This window comes from Polyangium jinanense (genome assembly GCF_028435365.1).
The window spans coordinates 12,080-30,423 of record NZ_JAGTJJ010000096.1; the positions used below are offsets into that span (position 1 = coordinate 12,080).

The window sequence follows — 18,344 nt, forward strand, 5'->3', positions numbered from 1 at the left end:
TCGGCTGATGCTGGATGCCCTTCGGCATTTCGTCCTCATCGCCGAACACGGGACGTTCACGAGGGCCGCGCGGCATGCGCACCTGTCGCAGCCGGCGCTCACGGCGTCCATTCAGCGGCTCGAAGAGGCGTTCGGCGCGCGGCTCCTCCATCGGGACCGCGCCGGGACGAGCCTGACGGCCGCCGGACGTGTTCTCCTGCCACGTGCGCTGCACATCCTCGCGGCCATGGGTGATGCCATGCGCGCCGTGGCCGAGGTCGAGGGGCTCGAAGCCGGCGAGGTGCGGCTCGGCGCCGGCGCGACGGCGTGCACGTACCTCTTGCCGCCCACGCTCTCGGCGTTCCGGGCGACGCATCCCGGAGTGCGCTTTCGTCTCCGTGAAGCGACGACGGCCGAGGTGCTCGACGCGCTCGAACGCGGGGAGATCGATCTCGGCGTGGTCACGCATCCCGAGGGAGAGCCCTGGATCGACGATCAGCTCATCCTCGTCGCCGCGCCGGGCCTGCCGGCGGAGGGCGCTCCTTTCGTGACGTTCGGCCGGGGCTCGACGACACGCGCCCTGCTCGACCAGCATTTTCCGGACGCCGACGTCGTCATGGAGCTCGGGAGCATCGCGGCCGTGAAGGGGAACGTGCGCGCGGGGATCGGCGTGGCGCTCGTGAGTCGCTTCGCCGTCGAGCACGACCTCGCCCTCGGTCGGCTCGTCGAGGTGCCGCACCCGGCGACGCCCATCGTTCGGCCCATGCACATCGTGCATCGCGGCGAGGATCGCCTGCCCCCCGCCGCCGCCGCGCTCCGGCACCTCCTGCTCGCGCGCCGCGCCGCGCGGGCGAAGCGTTGACGCTCTATTCGAGGGCGCCCGCGCGCCGCAGACCGTGCCGCTGGAGCAGGCGGTGCAGGTACATCCGGTCGAGCTGCGCTTTGCGCGCCGCGCGGCTCACGTTGCCATCGGCCCAGGCGAGGAGCGCCGCCAGGTACGCACGCTCGAACTGGTCGATCATCGTGTCCTTCGCGGTTTTGAAGGGCACCTCGATGTCGACGGCGCCGGCGCTCGGGGCGGGCTTCTCTTGCGACGAGCTCACGCCTTCCTCCTCGTCGCGGAAGCTCGGGGCCTCGGTCTCCAGCACGACGCGGCGCTCCACGTGGTTGCGGAGCTCGCGCACGTTGCCGGGCCAGTCGTACCGCGACATCTCCGAGAGCACCTCGGCCGTGAAGAGATGCGCCTTGTCCGTCGCCTCCAGCGCGGAGAGGAAGCTGTTCACGAGCAGCGGGATGTCCTCGATGCGCTCGCGCAGGGGCGGGACGCGCACCGTGACCACGCTGAGCCGGTAGTAGAGATCCTCGCGGAATCGGCCGAGGTTCACCTCGCGCTCGAGCCTGCGGTTCGTCGCGGCGACCACGCGGACGTCGACCTTGCGGGACTGGTTCTCGCCCATGCGGCGGATGTCGCGCGACGCGATCGCGCGGAGCAACTTCGGCTGCATGTCGAGCGGTAGCTCGCCGATCTCGTCGAGGAAGACCGTGCCTCCGTCGGCCGCCTCGAACGCGCCGATGCGGTTGCGATCGGCTCCCGTGAAGGCGCCACGCACATGACCGAAGAGCTCGCTCTCGATCAGGTTCGGCGAGATCGCGCCGCAGTCGACGATCACGAGCGGTTTGTTCGCGCGGGGGCTTCGGCGCACGATCTCCGTGGCGATGAGCTCCTTGCCCGTGCCGCTCTCGCCCTCGATGAGCACGTTCGCGTCCGTCTTCGCGACACGCTTCAACAGATCGAAGAGGCGGCGCATGCCGACCGAGGCGCCGAAGATCGAGCCGAAGCTCGGCGCGGCGGGCACGTCGGCCGAGGCCGTCGCGTGAAGCTCGCGCACGCGCACGATCGACTCGCCGAGCTCGATCCGGCACTCGGGCAGCGGCAGATCCGCGTCGCGGATGCGCACACCGCCGATGCGCGAGCCGTTCAGCGAGCCCGTGTCGATGATCCGGAAGCCCCCGACGCCGCGCGCGATCCGGCAGTGGAAGCGCGACACCATCGGGTCGGTGATCACGAGATCGTTGCTGGCGTGCGAGCCGATCCGGAAGAGCTCGCCTTCGAGCACGACGACGCGCTCGGTCGCCTTGCCCGCCTCGCGCTCCACGCAGAGCTCGATCCGCGGGATCATCACGGGGTCCGAGAACTGCGGCGTGGTCTCCGAGTTGCGTCCGAGGCCGGACGCGCCGGGCGACAAAGACGGATCACTTCCGAACGGGGGCCTGTTCATTTCGCCCGCCTACTCTAGCCCATGCACGCGCCCGAGGTCTTGGGGTGCCGTCAGGGATCCAGCGGAAAGTGCAGCATCGAGGTGGTCTGCCGACAGCTCAGTCACGCCGTCACGAGCTCGTAGACCTTCGTGGCCGCGCTCCGGCCGGTGAGCGCACGCTCGCCGAGGGGCGAAAGCTCGAACGTGCCGCTCGCCACGAGCGCGCGTGTGGCCTCCGCGACGAGGACCTGGTTCGGGCGGGCGATCGCCTCGAGCCGCGCGGCGACGTTCACCACGTCACCGATGACGGTGTACTCCATCCGCTTGTCCGAGCCGATGTTGCCCACGAGCACCTCGCCCGAGTTGATGCCGATGCCGAGCTCGATGGTCGTGCCGTAGCGCTCGCGAAACGACTCGTTCGCGGTCTCGAGGAAACGCATCATGTCCTCGGCCGCGGCGAGGGCGCGCGCGGCGTGATCCTCCTGGGCGACGGGCGCGCCCCAGACGGCCATGATGCAGTCGCCGATGAACTTATCGACGGTGCCGCCGTGGCGGAAGACGACCTCCGTGAGCACCGAGAAGAGCTCGTTCAGGAGCGTGACGACCTCCTCGGCCGGCCTCGTCTCCGCGAGCGGGGTGAAGGCGACGACGTCGGCGAAGAGCACGCTGACCGCGGCGCGGCGGCCTCCGAGGGCGAGCTCGTGCCGGCCGCTCACGATCGCCTCGACGAGCTCCTTGCTCAGGAAGCGGCCGAGATCCGCGCGCTGACGGGCCTGGCGGGCGATCTCGATCTCGCTGCCTTCGAGATCGGTCGCCATGCGCGAGAGCTCGGTCGTCAGCGTGCCGATCTCGTCCGTGCGTGACGAGGTGAGCGAAAGCTCCCGCCAGCGGCGCTCGCCGACGAGACGCGCTTGCCCCGCGAGGTGCACGATGGGCCGCGCGATCCAGCGCGCCGAGAAGGCCGCCGCCGCAAGCGCGAGCAGGGCCGCGCCGAGCGCGACGAGCGCGCCGCGACGCTGCATGGCCGAGAGCACGGCGAACGCGTCTTCTTCACGCCGCGCGAGCGCGACGCCCCAGCCGAGGCCCGGGAGGAAGCGGACCACGCCGATCATGTCCGCCCCGCTCTCCGCGCGGTACGGCGCGACGCGCACCACGCCCACGACGCCGGGGTTCTCCTTGGAAAAGCCCGTCCAGAGCGGGTGGTTCGACGTGTCGGCGAAAGCCCCGATCTCGGGCATGCCGTGGGATGCGACGCTGCGCCGCGTCGCGTCGACCACGACGAGGCCGACGGCGCCGCCGAAACGACGGCCCGCGATGTCGTCGATCTCGCGCTGGAGATCGGCGACGTCGAGCGTGGCCGTGACGTAACCGCGTGCCTTCGTGCCCGCGCCCTCGACCGCGGGGATCGGCACGACGAGCAGGCCCTTGCCCGACCCGAGCAGCGAGACGCCCATGCCGTGCTCGTCGGCGGCCCTGCGCGTCTCGGGCGTCGAGGCGGGCACGTCGACGCCCGCGGCGACGTCATCCCCTTTCTGACGCAGCACCGTGCTCACGCTGCGCTCGGGGACCTCGAAGCGGACGGCGCCGAGCTCGCGGCGCGTGCCGAGGGTCGCGCGCACCGCGTCGAGCCCGTCGCCCGCGCCGGCAGCCGGCTTTCCGTTTGCGGCCTGATAAAGCGCGAACGCCACGGCGTCGGCGTCGACGCGCACGCCTTCCACGTGACGCATCGTGGCGCGCTCGAGCTCCTCCAGCACGGCGGCCTGGAGCTGCTGCTCGCTCGTCTGCACCGCCTGGCGGTTCACGGAGAGCAAAAGCAAAACGACCGCGCCGACGGGCACGAGCCCGACCGCGGCGAAGAGCAGGAGCGCGCGTGCGCCGATCGAGCCGAGCTTCACTTCGCGGCGCCTTCCTTCCAGCCGGCCTCGCCGAGCGGCGTGCGGCGGAGGATCTGGAACTCCACGCGGCGGTTCTTCGCGCGTCCTTCGGGTTTGTCGTTGCTCGCGACCGGCCTGCGGGGACCGAAACCACGCGCCTCCAGCCGTCGCGCATCGACGCCGTGATCCACGAGCCAGCGCACGACGGCGACGGCGCGCCGCTGCGACAGCGTGACGTTCGCCCGCTCGGCGCCGACGTTGTCCGTGTGGCCGTCGATCGCCACGCGCGCGATTTCCGGGTGCTGCGCGAGCACCGAGCCGACCTGCTCCAGCAGCGCGTAACTCTCCGGCGCGATCACGTCGCTGCCCGTGGCGAAGTTGACCTCCTGCAGGATCACGATCTGCGTGCCCTCGACACGCACGGACGCGGGGCAGCCGGTGATCTTGGGGTCCGCGTTCACCTCGCCGCGCTCCTTGGGGCAAGCGTCGACGGCGTCGGCGATCCCGTCGCCATCCGTGTCGAGCGCGCAGCCGAAACGCGCGGGATCCGCGCTCGCCACGCCCGGTTCATCGGGACAGACGTCGTCGGCGTCCGCGATGGCGTCACCGTCCCGATCGGGCGGACAACCGGGGCGCGCGGCCGTGGGCGTCGCGTCGCCGGCGCGGTCCGGGCAAACATCGTTCGCATCCGGAACACCGTCGCCGTCGGCGTCCGGCGCCGCGGCGGCATCAACGCCCGACCCGTTTTTCCCTTTCGGGTTCGCCTTCGGATCCCCCGCCGAAGCTGAAGCGCGTGCGTTCGTCGCGCCCTCGGCCTTCGCCTGCGCCTTCTGCGGCACGTCGAACGAAGCACCGACGCTCGCCACGAGCCGGAACGTCGGCGTCCCGACGCCGGCCGTGAGCCCGGGCCCGCCCGCGAGGCCAAACGACAGCGGCCCCAGGGTGGCGCGCCCCCCGAGCAACAACTCGATGTTCGTCGTCCCGCGCCCGAACGGCGCGGCCTCCACGGTCACCGTTGATCCGTAGAGCTCCCCGTACGCCGAAAACCGGCCGAAACGCCCGGCGATCGCGCCTCCCGCGACGAGCTCTCCGCCGAGCAGACCGAGCCCGCTGCGCGTGTCCTGCACGCGCCGCCCGAGCGCGATCGAGTAGGAAAACCGGCCCATGTCGGCCCCCACGACGATCGAGGGCATGTGCCGCACCTCGCCCGTGCCCGTGAACGCGGTCTCGTCGCCCGTCGGCACCCAGACCGCGTAGACGAGGCTCGCCGCGGGGATCGCGCCGCGCTGGGGCAAGAGCACGAGGCGCAAGCCCAGCCGCAGATCGTTCATCGCGGCGCCCTCGGGCGAGCCGTACGTGACTTGTGTGCCCGGCGGCAGCGCGGAGACGAGGCCCGTGATCGAAGGCGAATCCCCGCCCTGCGCGAGCGTGACGGGCACGTCGAGATCGAACTTCAAGAACCGATGGATCTCGATCGCGGCGAGGACGTGCCCGGTGAGCTGATACGAGACCACCTCGCCGGCATCCTGCGCCGCATCGCCCGACCCCACGCGGAGCGAAAGCGGCGAATCGGCGTACGAGAACACGAGCGCGGCCGAGGTGCGGAGGTCGCCGGGCACGTCGGCGCGTGGCACGGCGAAAAAACCGTCGCCTGCGGGAGCGGGTTCGAGGCGCTCCAGCGCGGTCGCCGTCTGCGCGCTCGCCACGGCGGGTGCGAGCCACACGGCGCCCGCACACGCGAGGGAGCGGAAAACCCGGGCGACCATGGGGTGCGACGCTATGGCAGAGGGCGCGAGGGGGCAACTCCAAACGAAGCGGGAGGAGGGCGCGTCCGCGGGAAGACGCGCGGCCCTCGCCATGCGCCACGAACCGCGTCTATGCTGGCGACCGTGCCCGCGGTTCGGCGTGGCGCGTCTTCGGAGGAATGGGCATGCGGACAGTCGTGAAAGGAGCCTTGGCCGCCCTGGCCCTCGTGCTCCTCGCCCCGCGCGCCCACGCCGACACGCCGCCGCCGCCCGGCTTCCTCGAGCCCATCGTGCACTGGGGCGTGCAGAAGGGCGAGACGTGCGAGGACATCGCGAAGGTGATGTACGGCGCGGCCGTGCACGTTCCGCTCATCAACCGCTACAACCGCGTCGACTGCACGAGCCGCAAGCCCTTGCCCGAGGGCATCACGCTGATCCTGCCGAAGGGCGTCACGAGCGTGCCCGACGCGCGCGTCAAGTCGAGCCACCCCAACGTGCGCGGAAGGCCCTCGGGCGGCGGGTGGGACACGGTCGCGACCGGCACCGCGCTCTACCGCAACCACAACGTCCAGACGATGGACGAGGGACGCGCGCACATCGAGTTCCTCGACCACACGCACGTCTTCCTCGCGCAGAACACGCTCGTCGTGATCTACGGGACCGCGGGCAAAACGCGCGTCTCGAAGACGCCGCCGACGGTCGAGATCGAGGCGGGCGAGGTGCAGGCGGGTTTGTCCGCGCTGCGCGGCGAGCCCGCCGAGGTCGCCGTGCCCGATGGCGGCGTCGTCCGCGCCGAGTCGAGCGACACCGTCGTCGAACGAAAGAAGGCGCGCACCACGGTGGCGGTCTTCGACGGCAAGGCCGCAGTCCAGTCGGGCGGCAAGACCGTGACCGTCCCGAAGAACTACGGCACGCGCTTCGAGGGAACGGCGCCCCCGGCCGCGCCGCGACCGCTGCCGCCCGCGCCGCGCTGGGAAGACGGTGGATCGCCGTCCGTCGTGCTCGCGCCCCCGGGCACGGCCGTCCTCACCACGAGCTGGAACCCCGTCGAGAAGGCCAAGGCCTATCGCCTCGAAGTCTCGCGCGACGAGGGCTTCCACGATCTCGTCGTGCGGGAAGAGATCCCCGCCGAGGTCCGCTCGTTCCGCGCCGAGAAGATGCCGCCGGGCCTCTACCGCGTGCGGGTCCGGGCCATCGACGTCGAGGAGTACCTCGGCGTCGCCTCGGACGTGCGCACCATCGACGTCGTCGCGGCCGAGCTCCGCGGCGAGGGTGCGCGGTTCGAGGGCAAGACCGTCACGGTGAACCCCTACGGCGTCCTCGCGCTCACGGCCTCGAGCCCGGTCGAGGTGGCCCTCGACGAAGGACCGTTCGGCCCGCCGCCCGCGCAGATCGACCTCCTCAAGCAAGCGCCGAAGACGCTGCGCTTCCGCACGAAGAGCGGCCTCGAAGAGCGGATCACCCTCGTCCCCACGCCCGTCGTGTCGACGCCCGAAGCGACGTTCGACGAGACGAAGCGCGAGATCCGCGTGCGTGTCGCCACGAAGGGCCTCGGGGAGATCGACGTCCCGAAGCGCGTCGCGCCGCGCCTCCGCATCCGCCTCGGTGAGCGCGTGGAGACGGTCCCGCTCGCCGTGGCCGAGGGCGGCGCGCTCCTCGCGTCGATCCCGGTCGGCGAGGCGCACGGCGAGGCGCGGCTCGACGTCCTGGATGCTCGCGGAAAGGTCCTCGGCACGACCACGGTCCTCGCCCCGGACAAGCCCCCGCCGCCTCCGCCGCGGCGCCCGGTGTTCCGCCCGCTCGGCGCGTGGCTGCCGCCCTTCCGCCCCGCCGGCGTCACGGCCGTGCCCTGGACGAGCCCGACGGCGCCCACGGCCGTCGGCCGCGGCCTGAGCGCGGGCAGCACCGCGAATGGCCCGGTCTTCCAGGCCAATGGTCGCGTGAGCGGCTCGTTTGGCCCGCTCGGGCTCGACGCGCTCATCGTCACGACGCCTTTCGAACGCGCCGACTCCGTCCAGATGCCGGGCAGCGTGCCGACGGAGGACATGGCGTGGCTCGGCGCGCGCTATCGTGTCCTCCAGCGCGGCGCATCCGAGCTCGAAATCGCGCCGCTCTTCCGTATTGGATTGCCGCTCGAAAATCAGCGCGACTTGATGTTCGACGTGGGCGCTGCCGCCGGCGGCGCGAAAGGCCGCATGACGTGGGTCGCCAATGCGGGCGCTCGCTTCATGCTGGAAGAACCCACCGCGCAAGTCCCCTGGGTGCAGCCGTATCTGCTCATCGGCGCGACGTACGATCCATTGCGCTGGCTCCGGGCGTATGTCGTCGCCGACGCGCACGTGCTCGCCACGATCGGGCAAAACGGCACGGTCGTGGTTCCTTATGGCCTGACGGCCGGCGTCGAGGCGGGCGGATCGGTTTTCCTCGCGCTGTCCGGCTGGGTCGGGCGGGCGGAGAGCGTCACCTGGCAGGCGGCGGGCACGGTGACCGGATCACTCGGATTCCGCCTGGAGGGAGAAACCCGATGAGCGACGACGACGACGATCGTTCGCCGTCCAAACCCATGCGCGTCAGCGTTCGCCCGCCCGGAGCCGACGACCTCGACGAGCTCGAAGCGCAGCACCACACGACGCTGCAAACCCTTCCCTCGCCGCAGGCCGCCCCGCGTATGCCCGCGCTCCCGAAGGAGCGCGGCGGCGGCGCGCACGTCGGGCTCGTCCTCGGGGGCAAATACCGCCTCCTCGCGCGGATCGGCTCGGGCGGCATGGGCGAGGTGTACCGCGCCGAGCACGTCACCTTGCGGATGCCGGTCGCGGTGAAGCTGCTTCATTACAACATCGCGATCGAGCCCGACTACGTGCGGAGGTTTTACCGCGAGGCCCGGGCCGCGACGCTGATGGATCACCCGAACGTCGTGCGCGTCATGGATTACGGCGACGACGACGGTTTACCCTTCCTGGTGATGGAATACCTCGTCGGGGTCACGCTGCACGCGTGGCTCCGCGACCGGGACGCGGCGCCGCCGCTCACCGACGTGCGGGACATCCTCGGCCAGATCCTCGACGCATTCGAGGTGGCGCACGCGCGGGGCATCGTGCACCGCGATCTGAAACCGGAAAACGTCTTCCTCACGGACCTGGGGGGCAAACGCCTCGTCAAGATCCTCGATTTTGGTCTCGCGCACGTGGAATTGCCCAAGGAGGACGACCAGGGCTCGACGCTCACGAAGCCCGAGGCCGTCGGCGGCACGCCCGAATACATGAGCCCCGAGCAATGCCATTCGCTCGCCGTCGGCCCCTCGACGGACATCTATGCGATCGGGTGCGTCTTGACGGCGATGCTGCAAGGGAGGCCGCCCTTCCTCGGGAAAAACTCCATCGAGATCATCTCGGCGCACCTGTTCTTGCCGCCGCCGCCGCTCGCGCGCCCGACCGGTTCGGAGGCTGTGCCGCCGCTGCTCGAAAAATTGCGCCTCGAAATGCTCGCCAAGCAGCCGGAGCGGAGGCCGGCGAGCGCGGCGATCGTGAAAAAGCGACTGGAAGACGCACTCGATCCACAATCGCTGGCGACGCAGCTCGTCACGCGCAAAGGGAACGAGCCGCTCGGCGGCCGGGAGTCGCGCGCCCCGCAATGGGACGGGCAACTCGCCCGCGCCCATGATTCGACCGATCCGGGGCACGGGCTCACGGAGGTCGGCTGGATCCGCATGGCCAGCGCATCGGCCGTCGATCCTGCCTGCATCACGGGCCTCGCGTCGCAAGGCATTTACCTGGTGCCGCTCGAAGCCCTCGACGAAAACGACCGCGCGAAGCTCGGCGTCGTCCTCGTCGACGCGGGGAGCGACATCGACGGCGCGGCCGCAAAGCTCGCCGAGCTCGCACGCATCCTCCCGCAGGCGCGGGTCCTCGTGTGCGCCGCATCGCTCACGCCCGAGCGCATGACACGGCTCGTCTCGGCGGGCGCGGCCGACGTGGCGAACGCCCCCGCGAGCCCGGACGGGCTCGGCAAAAAGATTGGTCGGATCCTGCGGCGGGGGCGGTAAGACCCCCCCGGATCGCGATGTCAGTCTTGCGACCCGCGCGGCCCCCGGCAGAGGGTGCCGACGGGCTAGATCTCACGGCTTTCGCCCAGACTGGACCTCGCGGCCAGGATTTTGCACACGCGTCGCGGCGCCGATGGCACCCGTCAGCCCGGACACGGGCGCGGCGGCTTTACCTTCCTTGGAGACACCATGAATCTGCTTCGCACCGTTCGTCATAGCGTCAGCATCCTCGCCACTGCAGGCCTCCTCTCGCTGCTCCTCGCCGACAGCGCAGAGGAACTGTGTGCGCAATCGTCCTTCGACCGCACCTTCGACATCACCACGACCTGCGGCGGTGACCTCAGCGGCCGCATCCGCATCAACGGCTCCATGCAGCCGGGCGTGAGCGATGAAACGGCGAGCCTGTCGGTCACCAAGGCCTCGGGCGACGTCGCCCCGGTCGCCGGGGGCGTGGTCGGTGCATGCAGCGATGAGGACGAGCCGTTCGTGAGCACGGGGGTCACCCTCAAGCTCCCGATTTCCACGGCCGAGGAGACGGGCGCCGGGGGAGGCGGCGGCGCTGCGGGCGGCGGGGGGGCCGGTGGCAGCACGAGCAGCGGCTCGGCGGGCGGCGCGGGGGCGCCCGGCATCGTGGCCACGTGCAGGGTCGACTTGAAGACGCAGCTCGGAAAGGACGTGGCGTGCACCATCGACGGCGGCGACACGTGCACGGTACGCCTCACGGCCGCGCAATGAGCGACGCTACGCGCCCGCAAGGGCTCGCCGCATGGATGGTGCTGAGCTTCCTGGGCGGCGCGGCCGTGATGAACGGGGAAATCGCCGCGGGCAGGCTGCTCGCGCCGCACCTGGGTACGAGCACCACGACGTGGGCGATGCTCATCGGCACGGTGCTCGGGAGCCTCGCGCTCGGCAACCTGCTCGGCGGCTGGCTCAGCGCGCGCGGCGCGGCCTCGCAGTGGATCGTGCGCCTGATGCTTGCGTCGTCGCTGCTCTTCGCGGCGCTGCCGCGCGTGGTGCCGTGGGTGCTCTCGTCGAGCCTCGCGCGCTTCCGCGCGGGGGGCGCCTCCTCGCTGGGGATGCTCGCGGCCATCACAGCCCTCGCCATCGCGCTCCCCATCGGCTCGCTGGGTGCACTGCCCCCGCTCGTGATGCACGCGGCCGGCAATGCGGGCGACGGTGAGGCGACCGGGAAACTCGGTCGCCTCGCCGGGCGGCTCTCGGCGCTGGGGACCCTCGGGAGCCTCGTGGGCACGTTCGGCGCGGGGCTCGTGCTCCTGCCTTGGCTGGGGACACGCGCGACGTTCGACGTGGCCGCGGTGCTGCTCTCGGTGAGCGCCGCGGTCTTCGGCTTTCGCGCCCGCGCCCGCCGCGAGGCCATCGTCGGGCTCTCGACCTCGACGCTGACCGTGGCTCTCTCCTTCGCGCCGCTGTCCACGCCGTCGCCCGCGCATGGGCGGCTGCTCTGGGCAGGCGAGTCGCGCCACAACCACATCGCGGTAGTCGAGCGCGGCGCCGAGCGGCAGATCCGGGTCAACGACGGATTCGCCGTGCAATCGTTCGCGCGCCTCGACGGCGAGCTGCCCGTGCGCGACGTGTGGGCCTACTACGCCATGGCGCCGAGCTACGGGACGCGGCCCAATCCAGAGCGTGTGCTGCTCCTCGGGCTCGGCGGCGGCACGTCGGCGGAGGTGTTCCGGCGGCTCTACCCGGCGGCGGCGGTGGTGGGCGTAGAGCTCGATGCGGCGGTGGTGGAGGCGGGCCGCAAGTGGCTCGGTTTCGAGTTACCCGAGGCCTCGGTGATCATCGACGACGCACGCCCCTTCCTCGAAGCCGAGGCCCAGCGCGCGCCGGGGACAAAGGACGTCATCGTGCTCGATGCGTTCCAGTTCCCGTACGTGCCCTTCCAGCTCGCGACGGTGGAGTTCTTCGCGGCGGCGCGGCGCTGCCTTTCACCGGGCGGCGTGCTCATGGTGAATGCGGGCCGTCACGGCGAGGAGCGCGGCGTGGTGCACGCGCTCGCGCGCACGCTCGCGCAGGTCTTCCCGCACGTGCAGGCGGCGGATCCGCCAAGCCGCTCGAACACGATCCTGGTGGCAACCGAGCACGCGCCCGCCGAGGCAGTCGGGGTGGCGGGGCTCTCGGTCTCGGCGCGGACGGCCGGCGTGCTGCGAGATCTCGCCGCGCGCCACGCCTCGATGCAGCCTGCGGCCTGGCCTACGGACACGCCGGTGTTGACCGACGATCATGCGCCGGTCGAGTGGCTCACGGACAGGATCGTCTGGCGTGCGCTCTGAGCCCCAAAAGCTCGGCGACGTCCCAGGCCGGGCGCTGCTCCACCCATGGTCATACCTCGCGGCGGCAGCGCTCGCGTTCAACGTCTTCTGGCTGCGACGCAAGCATCCGGGGGTGGTGAGCGGCAAGCTCTCGGATCTGGCAATCTGCTTTCTCTTGCCGGTATTCCTGGTGGCCGCAGCGGAGTGGCTGCTCACGCTTGCGCGGCTGTGCGGCGGCCGCGTGGGGCCGCGCGTGGGCCCCCGTGGAATCTGGCTTTCGTGCGGCGTGAGCGTGGCGTATTTCGTGCTGTTGAAGACGTGGCCCGCGTTCACGGGCGTGCACCGGGCGCTGCTCGGGGTGCTGGATACGCCGTTCGGCGGGGGGAGATCGTTCCGGAACCTGGCAGATCCAACGGATCTGGTGGCACTCGTGATGGTGCCACTCAGCGCGTGGCATCTGGTGCGGGTGGCGGAACGTGAGGACGTCTAGACTTCCGGACCTCACCCACCCCAACCCTCCCTCTCCACACCGTGGAGAGGGAGGGAGTTTCCGGCTCGATCCAGCGCCTTTCGCCCCCTCTCCGCCGCGCGCAGGTCCCTCGACCTCCGTCATCGGTCTTCGACCCCGTTCCCGCAGGTCGCGGGACCTCCCGGATCGGTGTGGGAACCCGTCCACGCAGGTCCCGGGACCTCCCGGATCGATGTTGCACTCCGTTCGCGCAGGTCCCGGGGACCTCCCGGATCGATGTTGCGCTCCGTGCGCGAAGGTCCCGGGACCTCCCGGTCGATGTTGCGCTCCGTTCGCGAAGGTCCCTCGACCTTCCCGAGCTGTGTCGGGTCGACGCCGCTGCGCTGGGGCGTTGCCCCAGGCCCCAGCAGGGGCTGTCCGCCCCTGCACCCGGACCAGCCAGGGGCTGGACCCAGGACGATGAACTGCGCGATGCGCAGTTCATCGCACAGGCCCGGTCGAGACCGGCGACGATCTCGCCAACCAAAACCAAGACAGCAGCGCTGACGTCTCGACGGGCGGGGCGGTCCACCGGCCTGCTGGGAGAACTGCGCTCTGCGCAGTTCTCCCACAAAAGGTCCAGCGCTTGCGCTGGTTCGGGTCGAGGGGCGAACAGCCCCCGCGGGGTCCGGGGCGGCGCCCCGGCGAAGCGCCTCCCGGATGAGACCCATGCTCAGCCGCCGCGCGGCTTTCGCAGATTTGCGAGTCCTGGTGGCGGAAACGCTACTCGCGCACGCCATTCACATGACGAAAACGTTTCGTCATGGTCCGAACGACAGGCAGGCAGAAAGAGATTGAGGGCTGCCTGCCGTCGCTGACCCCCTTTGCGTCTCTCGTCCCGCTGCGTGCGCGCGGGGTGGAGATGCTCGTTTCCTGAATCGCCACCGAAGGACACATCCACATGAAATCGCTTGTACGGCTCGTACCGCTGCTTCTTCTCCCCTTCGCCTCTGGCTGCCCCGACGACGCCCCCGTGCCGCCCCCGCCGGAGTGGACCTGCGACGCCCAGCGCTGGAGCGGCTCCGACGGCTGCGACTGCGGCTGTGGCGCGCCCGATCCGGACTGCGACGGCGCCGGCTCGGCCGAACCGGGCACCGGCGTCGACAACCCCGCCTGCAACGCCTGCTTCGACGCTGGCGGCAAAGCGCAGTCGTGCATCAGCGTGACCGCGGCACTCGAGGCGGCCGGCTTTATCGTCAGCCCGGCAGGCACCAGCGACGACGGCGCCGAGCTCTACGACCTCACGCTCCTGCAGCTGAACGATCACCAGGACGCGACGTCGGGCACCCACGAGCAGTATCTCACGCTCATCCACCGCGGCTTCGACCTGCCCATGAACTTGATCTCCACGGGATACAGCAATTACCTCGGGTTTGATCAGGATGAGTTGACGACTCTTCTCAAGGGAAATCAGCTTGTTTTGGACAAGCGCTTCCACAACGGCAACGGCGACGACTTCTCCCACTTCACGCGCAAGCAGGTCGCCGACGATGCCCACGACGTCGTGGTGCGCCTGCACGACCTGTACACGAGCGCGTGGATAGGCTCGGGCTTCAGCAACGGCGGCGTCGACATGGTGAGCTTCCGCCAGCACTACCCGAACGACGTCGACGCCACCGTCGCCTTCGGCGCCCCATTCATGGTGCCCGACGACGAGCGCTTCCTTTCGTTCTTCGACACCGTCGACGCTGCCTGCCAGGACCGCCTCGAGGCCATCCAGCACGTCGTGCTCGGCGCACAGCGCATGGCCGTCGAGCCCGCGGTGCAGGCGCTCTCCGCCGACGAGTTCGGCGACACCTTTACCCGCGTCGAGTCCGCGCGCGCCTTCGAGGCCGCCGCGCTCTCCTACCCGTGGCTGTTCTGGCAGTACTTCGGCACCCCCGACGACTGCGCCGGTCTGCCCGATCCGGCGACGGCGACGGCGGAGGATCTGACGTCGGCGTTCTTCAGCGTCACCAGCATCTTCGGCACCTACCCGATGTCCGACGCGTACCTGTCGTTCTTCGGCGCCTACTTCTACGAGGTGCAGCAGAGCAGCGGCTGGCCCGCCCTGCCGCGCGCCGCGCTCGTCGCGGAGGGCCTCATCCCCGAAGGCCTCGTCGACATGGAGCGCGGGCTCGTGCCCGAGGGCGTGACCGCGCCGGTGTTCGACGCCGCCGAGAACAGCTCGCTCGCGGAGTTTGCCCGCCTCGGGGACGGCGTCGCCTTCGTCTACTCCGACCAGGACCCGTGGGCGGCCGGCGCCGTCACCCCGGCGGCGATGAGCGGCAACATCCGCTTCAACGTCACGAGCGGCAACCACCTCGCGACGTTCTCGTCGCTCTCGGAGCCCGATCAGGCCGCGCTTACCGCCTTCCTCGAGGAGAAGCTCGGCATCGAGATTCCCTGAGGTCCCGTTTTTCCCGCCAGACGATCGACGGTCCGCCGTAGCTCAACACGAGTTTCACGGCTGCCGCCGAACCAGATGTGATTCGAATGGCGGACGCGCATGGCTTGCTGTCAAGAGCGGCCGGCCGCGTCGACGGAATGATCACGATAAGCTGCGCCGAGCGTCGAAAGCGCCTCGAGGAGCGAGGCCCCTCGCGACGCTCGGCGCGGTGCTCCGTGGTATGGCCCTCGGGGCCGTGGTGTTCACGGAGCTTGTTCCTCCGCGGGCTCCTCCGCGCCGTGGCATTGCGAGAAGAGTTTGGCACTGCCGCACGGACAGGGGGCCTCGTCGCGCATGGCGGACGGCCCCCCGAGCTTTGCTTCGTCGATGGATCGGAACTCGGCGTCGGGCGGCAAGCGGTACGGGATACGACCCGTCGCCAAGCCGAAGACGTCGCCCGGCGCGGCGTCGACGATATTCGTGCCCCAACGTTGCAGCAAGGTCGGTTCCCAGCTGCCGCCGTGCTCGCCCGTGACTGGGTTGTACGTATTCGTGCCGTATCTGAAGGCGATGTGCTGCCCTTCCACGCGCCACTCGCCAGGGACGACGCCGCGATTGCCTGGATACCAGAGGTAACATCGACCGTTCGGATCGTAGTACTCGGCCTGATTTCCGTGCGAGGGATCGTAGAATAGGACGGTCTTCCCGCTGTATGCGAAGGAGGAGGCGGTGCCGGACTCGGCCTTCGGCGGTGCAAGCGCCTTCGCCCCCGATCTTCGAGGAGCCACGGGGACCGGCTTCTCGTCCGAGCTTGCCTTACGCTTGCTGGCGAGGAGGAAGTAGGTGGCGATCGCCACGACCACAACGATACCGAGGTAGAGGGGATCCATCGTGAACGGTCTCCGGTGGCAGCGTCGATCGCGACTAACACGGCTCCGTCGCGGGGTCTAGTCGCCGGACCGGTATGTCTACAGGCGGCGGCGGGGGGCGGAAGTGATCTTTTCGATACACCCCTGGATCTCAGCGTGTCCTTACGGTACTGATACCTGGGGTGACCATGATGCAAGGCTTCCTCAGAGGTAGGATCGGCCGCCTGCTCGGTATCCTCCTTCTCCTCACCGCAATCGTCGGCGGCGTCGGCTCTTGGTACGTCCGCAGTGTATCCAATGAGCTTTCGGTGCTCGCCTCCCAGAATCTACAGGCATCCGTCCACCTCTCCGGCGCCGAGCGTAACTTGTGGGAACTGCGCTTCACGCTCCCCAATTACGTGCTCGAGGACATCACCACGCGCGAAGAAATCGCCGCGACGAGCGCCAAGCGGATCACGCAGATCGAGGAGCACCTCGCGGCCTACACAGCGCTACCGCTCTCCGACGAGGAACGAAACCACCTCGACGCATGGCAGCGCGCGTTCTCCGCTCTCCTCCGCACGAGACCTCACTATTTCGATCTCGTCGACGCGGGCAAGATCGAGGAGGCCAAGGCCTACCGCGCACAAGAGACGAACCCCCACGCGGCGCAAGCGGTCCTCACGCTCTCGAAGCTCATCGAGGCCCAGCAAGCGTTGGCCCAGGAGCGGGAAGCACGCGCCCGAACAGCCGCAACCAGGGCGATCTGGAGCATGCTCGCCCTTGTCCTCACCGCGCTCGGTATGGGCTTCGTGCTGAGCCGCGCGCTCACGCGGGAAATCGCCGATGTGCGTAGCAGCCTGCAACGCTCGTCGAGCGATCTGGAGGCGACCGCCGCGACGCTTCTGACGGGCGCGCGCGAGCTTTCCGCCGCAGCCACCGAGGTCAGCACCACACTCCAAGCGCTGCTCATGGCGTCCAAGCAAATCGCCGATTCGACGCGGGGCGTGGCCGCCATCGCGAGGGAGACCGGCGCGAGGGCACGCAACGGCGACGAGGTGGTCAAACGCGCCCAGGAGGGCCTCGCGATCATGCGCGCGAGGGTCGACGAAATCGTCAAGCGCATGGGCCATCTCGGCCAGAGCTCGGAGCAAATCGGCGGGATCGTCGATATCATCAACGAGCTGAGCGAACAGACCAACATCCTCTCGATCAACGCCGCCATCGAGGCCGTCAACGCAGGCGAGGTGGGGCTGCGCTTCGGCACGGTCGCCCAAGAGATCCGCGGGCTGGCAAGCCGCGTCGGCAGCTCGGCCCGCGGCATTCGGGAATTGACGGAGACTGTTCGCGACGCGGCCACCCAGACGACGAGAGCAACCGACGAGGGCACAAGGGCCGTCGCGGCCATCGTTCACGAATTCGGCAATGTCCTCGAGTCGTTCGAACGCATCAACGGGCAGGTCAGCGCCACGACGACGGCGGCGCGCGAAATCGAGACAAGCACGAAGCACCAGACGACAGCCGTGGCGCAGGTCAATGCCTCCATGACGGAGCTCGCGCGGGCCGCAAAGGATACCGAAAAGAGCTCACAGGAGATGTCGCAGACCTGCGCAGAGCTGCGCGAAGTCGCGCGCCGCCTCGCTGAATTGACGGGCGCAACGCAAGATGCGTCTACGCGGCCGGCAGCGTAGCCTTGATCGGGCGATAGGCGCAGCGGGAGCGGGAGCGGAGGCGGAGGCGGAGGCGCAAACGCAAACGCAAACGCAAACGCAAACGCAAACGCAGGCGGATCAGGCGAGCGCGAGCCTTTGCAGGTGCCGTCGGGCGAGGGAGATGCGGGCGTAGGCGGTCTTCGTCTTGAGGCCGAGCGCTTCGGCGATCTCCCGGATCGAACGGCCCTCCAGGTACGGCACGACCACCGCACGGATGCGCGGGCCGATCTTCAAGAGAAAGCGCTTCAGCCGGAACAGCCCATACGTCGCCTGCAAGAGCATATCGGGCGACGACGCGTCGTCCTGCTCCTGCTCGGGACATTCCTCCGCAAGCCCCGTGAAGACCTCTCGCTCATGACGCGCGAGCTTTCGATAATTGCTCGCACGGTTGAGCCCGATCACCACGAGCCACGGCCGCGCCTGCTCCGGCGTGACCAGACATTCGAGGCGTCGCCACGCCGTGACGAAGACCTCCTGGACGACATCCTCCACGTCACTGGAGGGGATGGCCTGCTTGAGAAGCAGGCGGCGAAGAAAATCGCGGTGTTCGAGGTAAAGGCGGCCGAGCAAGGCGTGCGACGCCGTAAAGTTTGCCGGCGGCGGATGGACGGTAGAGTAGGGATGGAGCGCCAGGCGGCATTTCTGCCGCGGGTTTCTCCATCCCTCTCACCGAACCGGACGTGCAAGTTTCCCTGCATCCGGCTCTCCGTGGCCTGGCTTTCCCAGGGTCGTCATCG

The 18,344-nt window shown here is 69.8% G+C and carries 13 protein-coding genes; 8 read left to right on the forward strand and 5 right to left on the reverse strand.

What is annotated here, in order from left to right; genetic code table 11:
* Positions 1–7: 7 nt before the first annotated feature.
* Positions 8–841, forward strand: coding sequence for a LysR family transcriptional regulator (locus KEG57_RS52190; protein ID WP_272424810.1), 834 nt, complete (start codon positions 8–10; stop codon positions 839–841).
* Between the two features lie 4 nt (positions 842–845).
* On the opposite strand, the gene KEG57_RS52195 is transcribed toward KEG57_RS52190, so the two are convergent.
* From KEG57_RS52195 to KEG57_RS52205, 3 genes are all read right to left on the reverse strand, one after another.
* Positions 846–2,258 carry a sigma 54-interacting transcriptional regulator gene (locus KEG57_RS52195; RefSeq protein ID WP_272424808.1) on the reverse strand — a complete coding sequence of 471 codons (1,413 nt, stop codon included), beginning with the start codon at positions 2,256–2,258 and terminating at the stop codon, positions 846–848.
* A 101-nt stretch (positions 2,259–2,359) separates the two neighbouring features.
* Positions 2,360–4,132: an adenylate/guanylate cyclase domain-containing protein gene (locus tag KEG57_RS52200; protein ID WP_272459635.1), complete on the reverse strand. Its 1,773-nt coding sequence runs from the start codon at positions 4,130–4,132 to the stop codon at positions 2,360–2,362.
* Entirely contained in the window at positions 4,129–5,877 is a 1,749-nt protein-coding gene (locus KEG57_RS52205) for an OmpA family protein (protein WP_272424804.1), read from the reverse strand. Before KEG57_RS52205 ends, KEG57_RS52200 begins: the two co-directional genes overlap by 4 nt.
* A 164-nt stretch (positions 5,878–6,041) precedes the next feature.
* Between KEG57_RS52205 and KEG57_RS52210 the strand changes: the two genes are divergently transcribed.
* The 6 genes from KEG57_RS52210 (at position 6,042) to KEG57_RS52235 (ending at position 15,068) form a co-directional block, all read left to right on the forward strand.
* Positions 6,042–8,384, forward strand: coding sequence for a FecR domain-containing protein (locus KEG57_RS52210; RefSeq protein WP_272424802.1), 2,343 nt, complete (start codon positions 6,042–6,044; stop codon positions 8,382–8,384).
* Positions 8,381–9,898 (forward strand): serine/threonine-protein kinase, encoded by a 1,518-nt coding sequence (locus tag KEG57_RS52215; RefSeq protein WP_272424800.1) that lies wholly within the window; start codon positions 8,381–8,383, stop codon positions 9,896–9,898. Before KEG57_RS52210 ends, KEG57_RS52215 begins: the two co-directional genes overlap by 4 nt.
* 189 nt (positions 9,899–10,087) lie before the next feature.
* Positions 10,088–10,633 carry a hypothetical protein gene (locus KEG57_RS52220; RefSeq protein ID WP_272424798.1) on the forward strand — a complete coding sequence of 182 codons (546 nt, stop codon included), beginning with the start codon at positions 10,088–10,090 and terminating at the stop codon, positions 10,631–10,633.
* Complete coding sequence (locus KEG57_RS52225) at positions 10,630–12,192, forward strand: fused MFS/spermidine synthase (protein WP_272424796.1); 1,563 nt, start codon at positions 10,630–10,632, stop codon at positions 12,190–12,192. The genes KEG57_RS52220 and KEG57_RS52225 overlap by 4 nt, the downstream gene beginning before the upstream one ends.
* Complete coding sequence (locus KEG57_RS52230; RefSeq protein WP_272424795.1) at positions 12,182–12,661, forward strand: hypothetical protein; 480 nt, start codon at positions 12,182–12,184, stop codon at positions 12,659–12,661. The genes KEG57_RS52225 and KEG57_RS52230 overlap by 11 nt, the downstream gene beginning before the upstream one ends.
* 919 nt (positions 12,662–13,580) lie before the next feature.
* Positions 13,581–15,068, forward strand: coding sequence for a serine protease (locus tag KEG57_RS52235; RefSeq protein ID WP_272459986.1), 1,488 nt, complete (start codon positions 13,581–13,583; stop codon positions 15,066–15,068).
* Positions 15,069–15,310: 242 nt separating this feature from the next.
* Here the strand turns inward: KEG57_RS52235 and KEG57_RS52240 are convergent, their stop codons facing one another.
* Entirely contained in the window at positions 15,311–15,937 is a 627-nt protein-coding gene (locus KEG57_RS52240; RefSeq protein WP_272459987.1) for an SEC-C domain-containing protein, read from the reverse strand.
* A gap of 167 nt (positions 15,938–16,104) precedes the next feature.
* On the opposite strand from KEG57_RS52240, the gene KEG57_RS52245 reads away from it, so the two are divergent.
* A complete protein-coding gene (locus KEG57_RS52245) occupies positions 16,105–17,586 on the forward strand; it encodes a HAMP domain-containing methyl-accepting chemotaxis protein (protein ID WP_272459988.1) in 1,482 nt (493 codons plus the stop codon).
* Between the two features lie 99 nt (positions 17,587–17,685).
* Here the strand turns inward: KEG57_RS52245 and KEG57_RS52250 are convergent, their stop codons facing one another.
* Positions 17,686–18,177, reverse strand: a complete 492-nt coding sequence (locus KEG57_RS52250; RefSeq protein ID WP_272459989.1) for an RNA polymerase sigma factor — start codon at positions 18,175–18,177, stop codon at positions 17,686–17,688.
* Positions 18,178–18,344 lie beyond the last annotated feature (167 nt).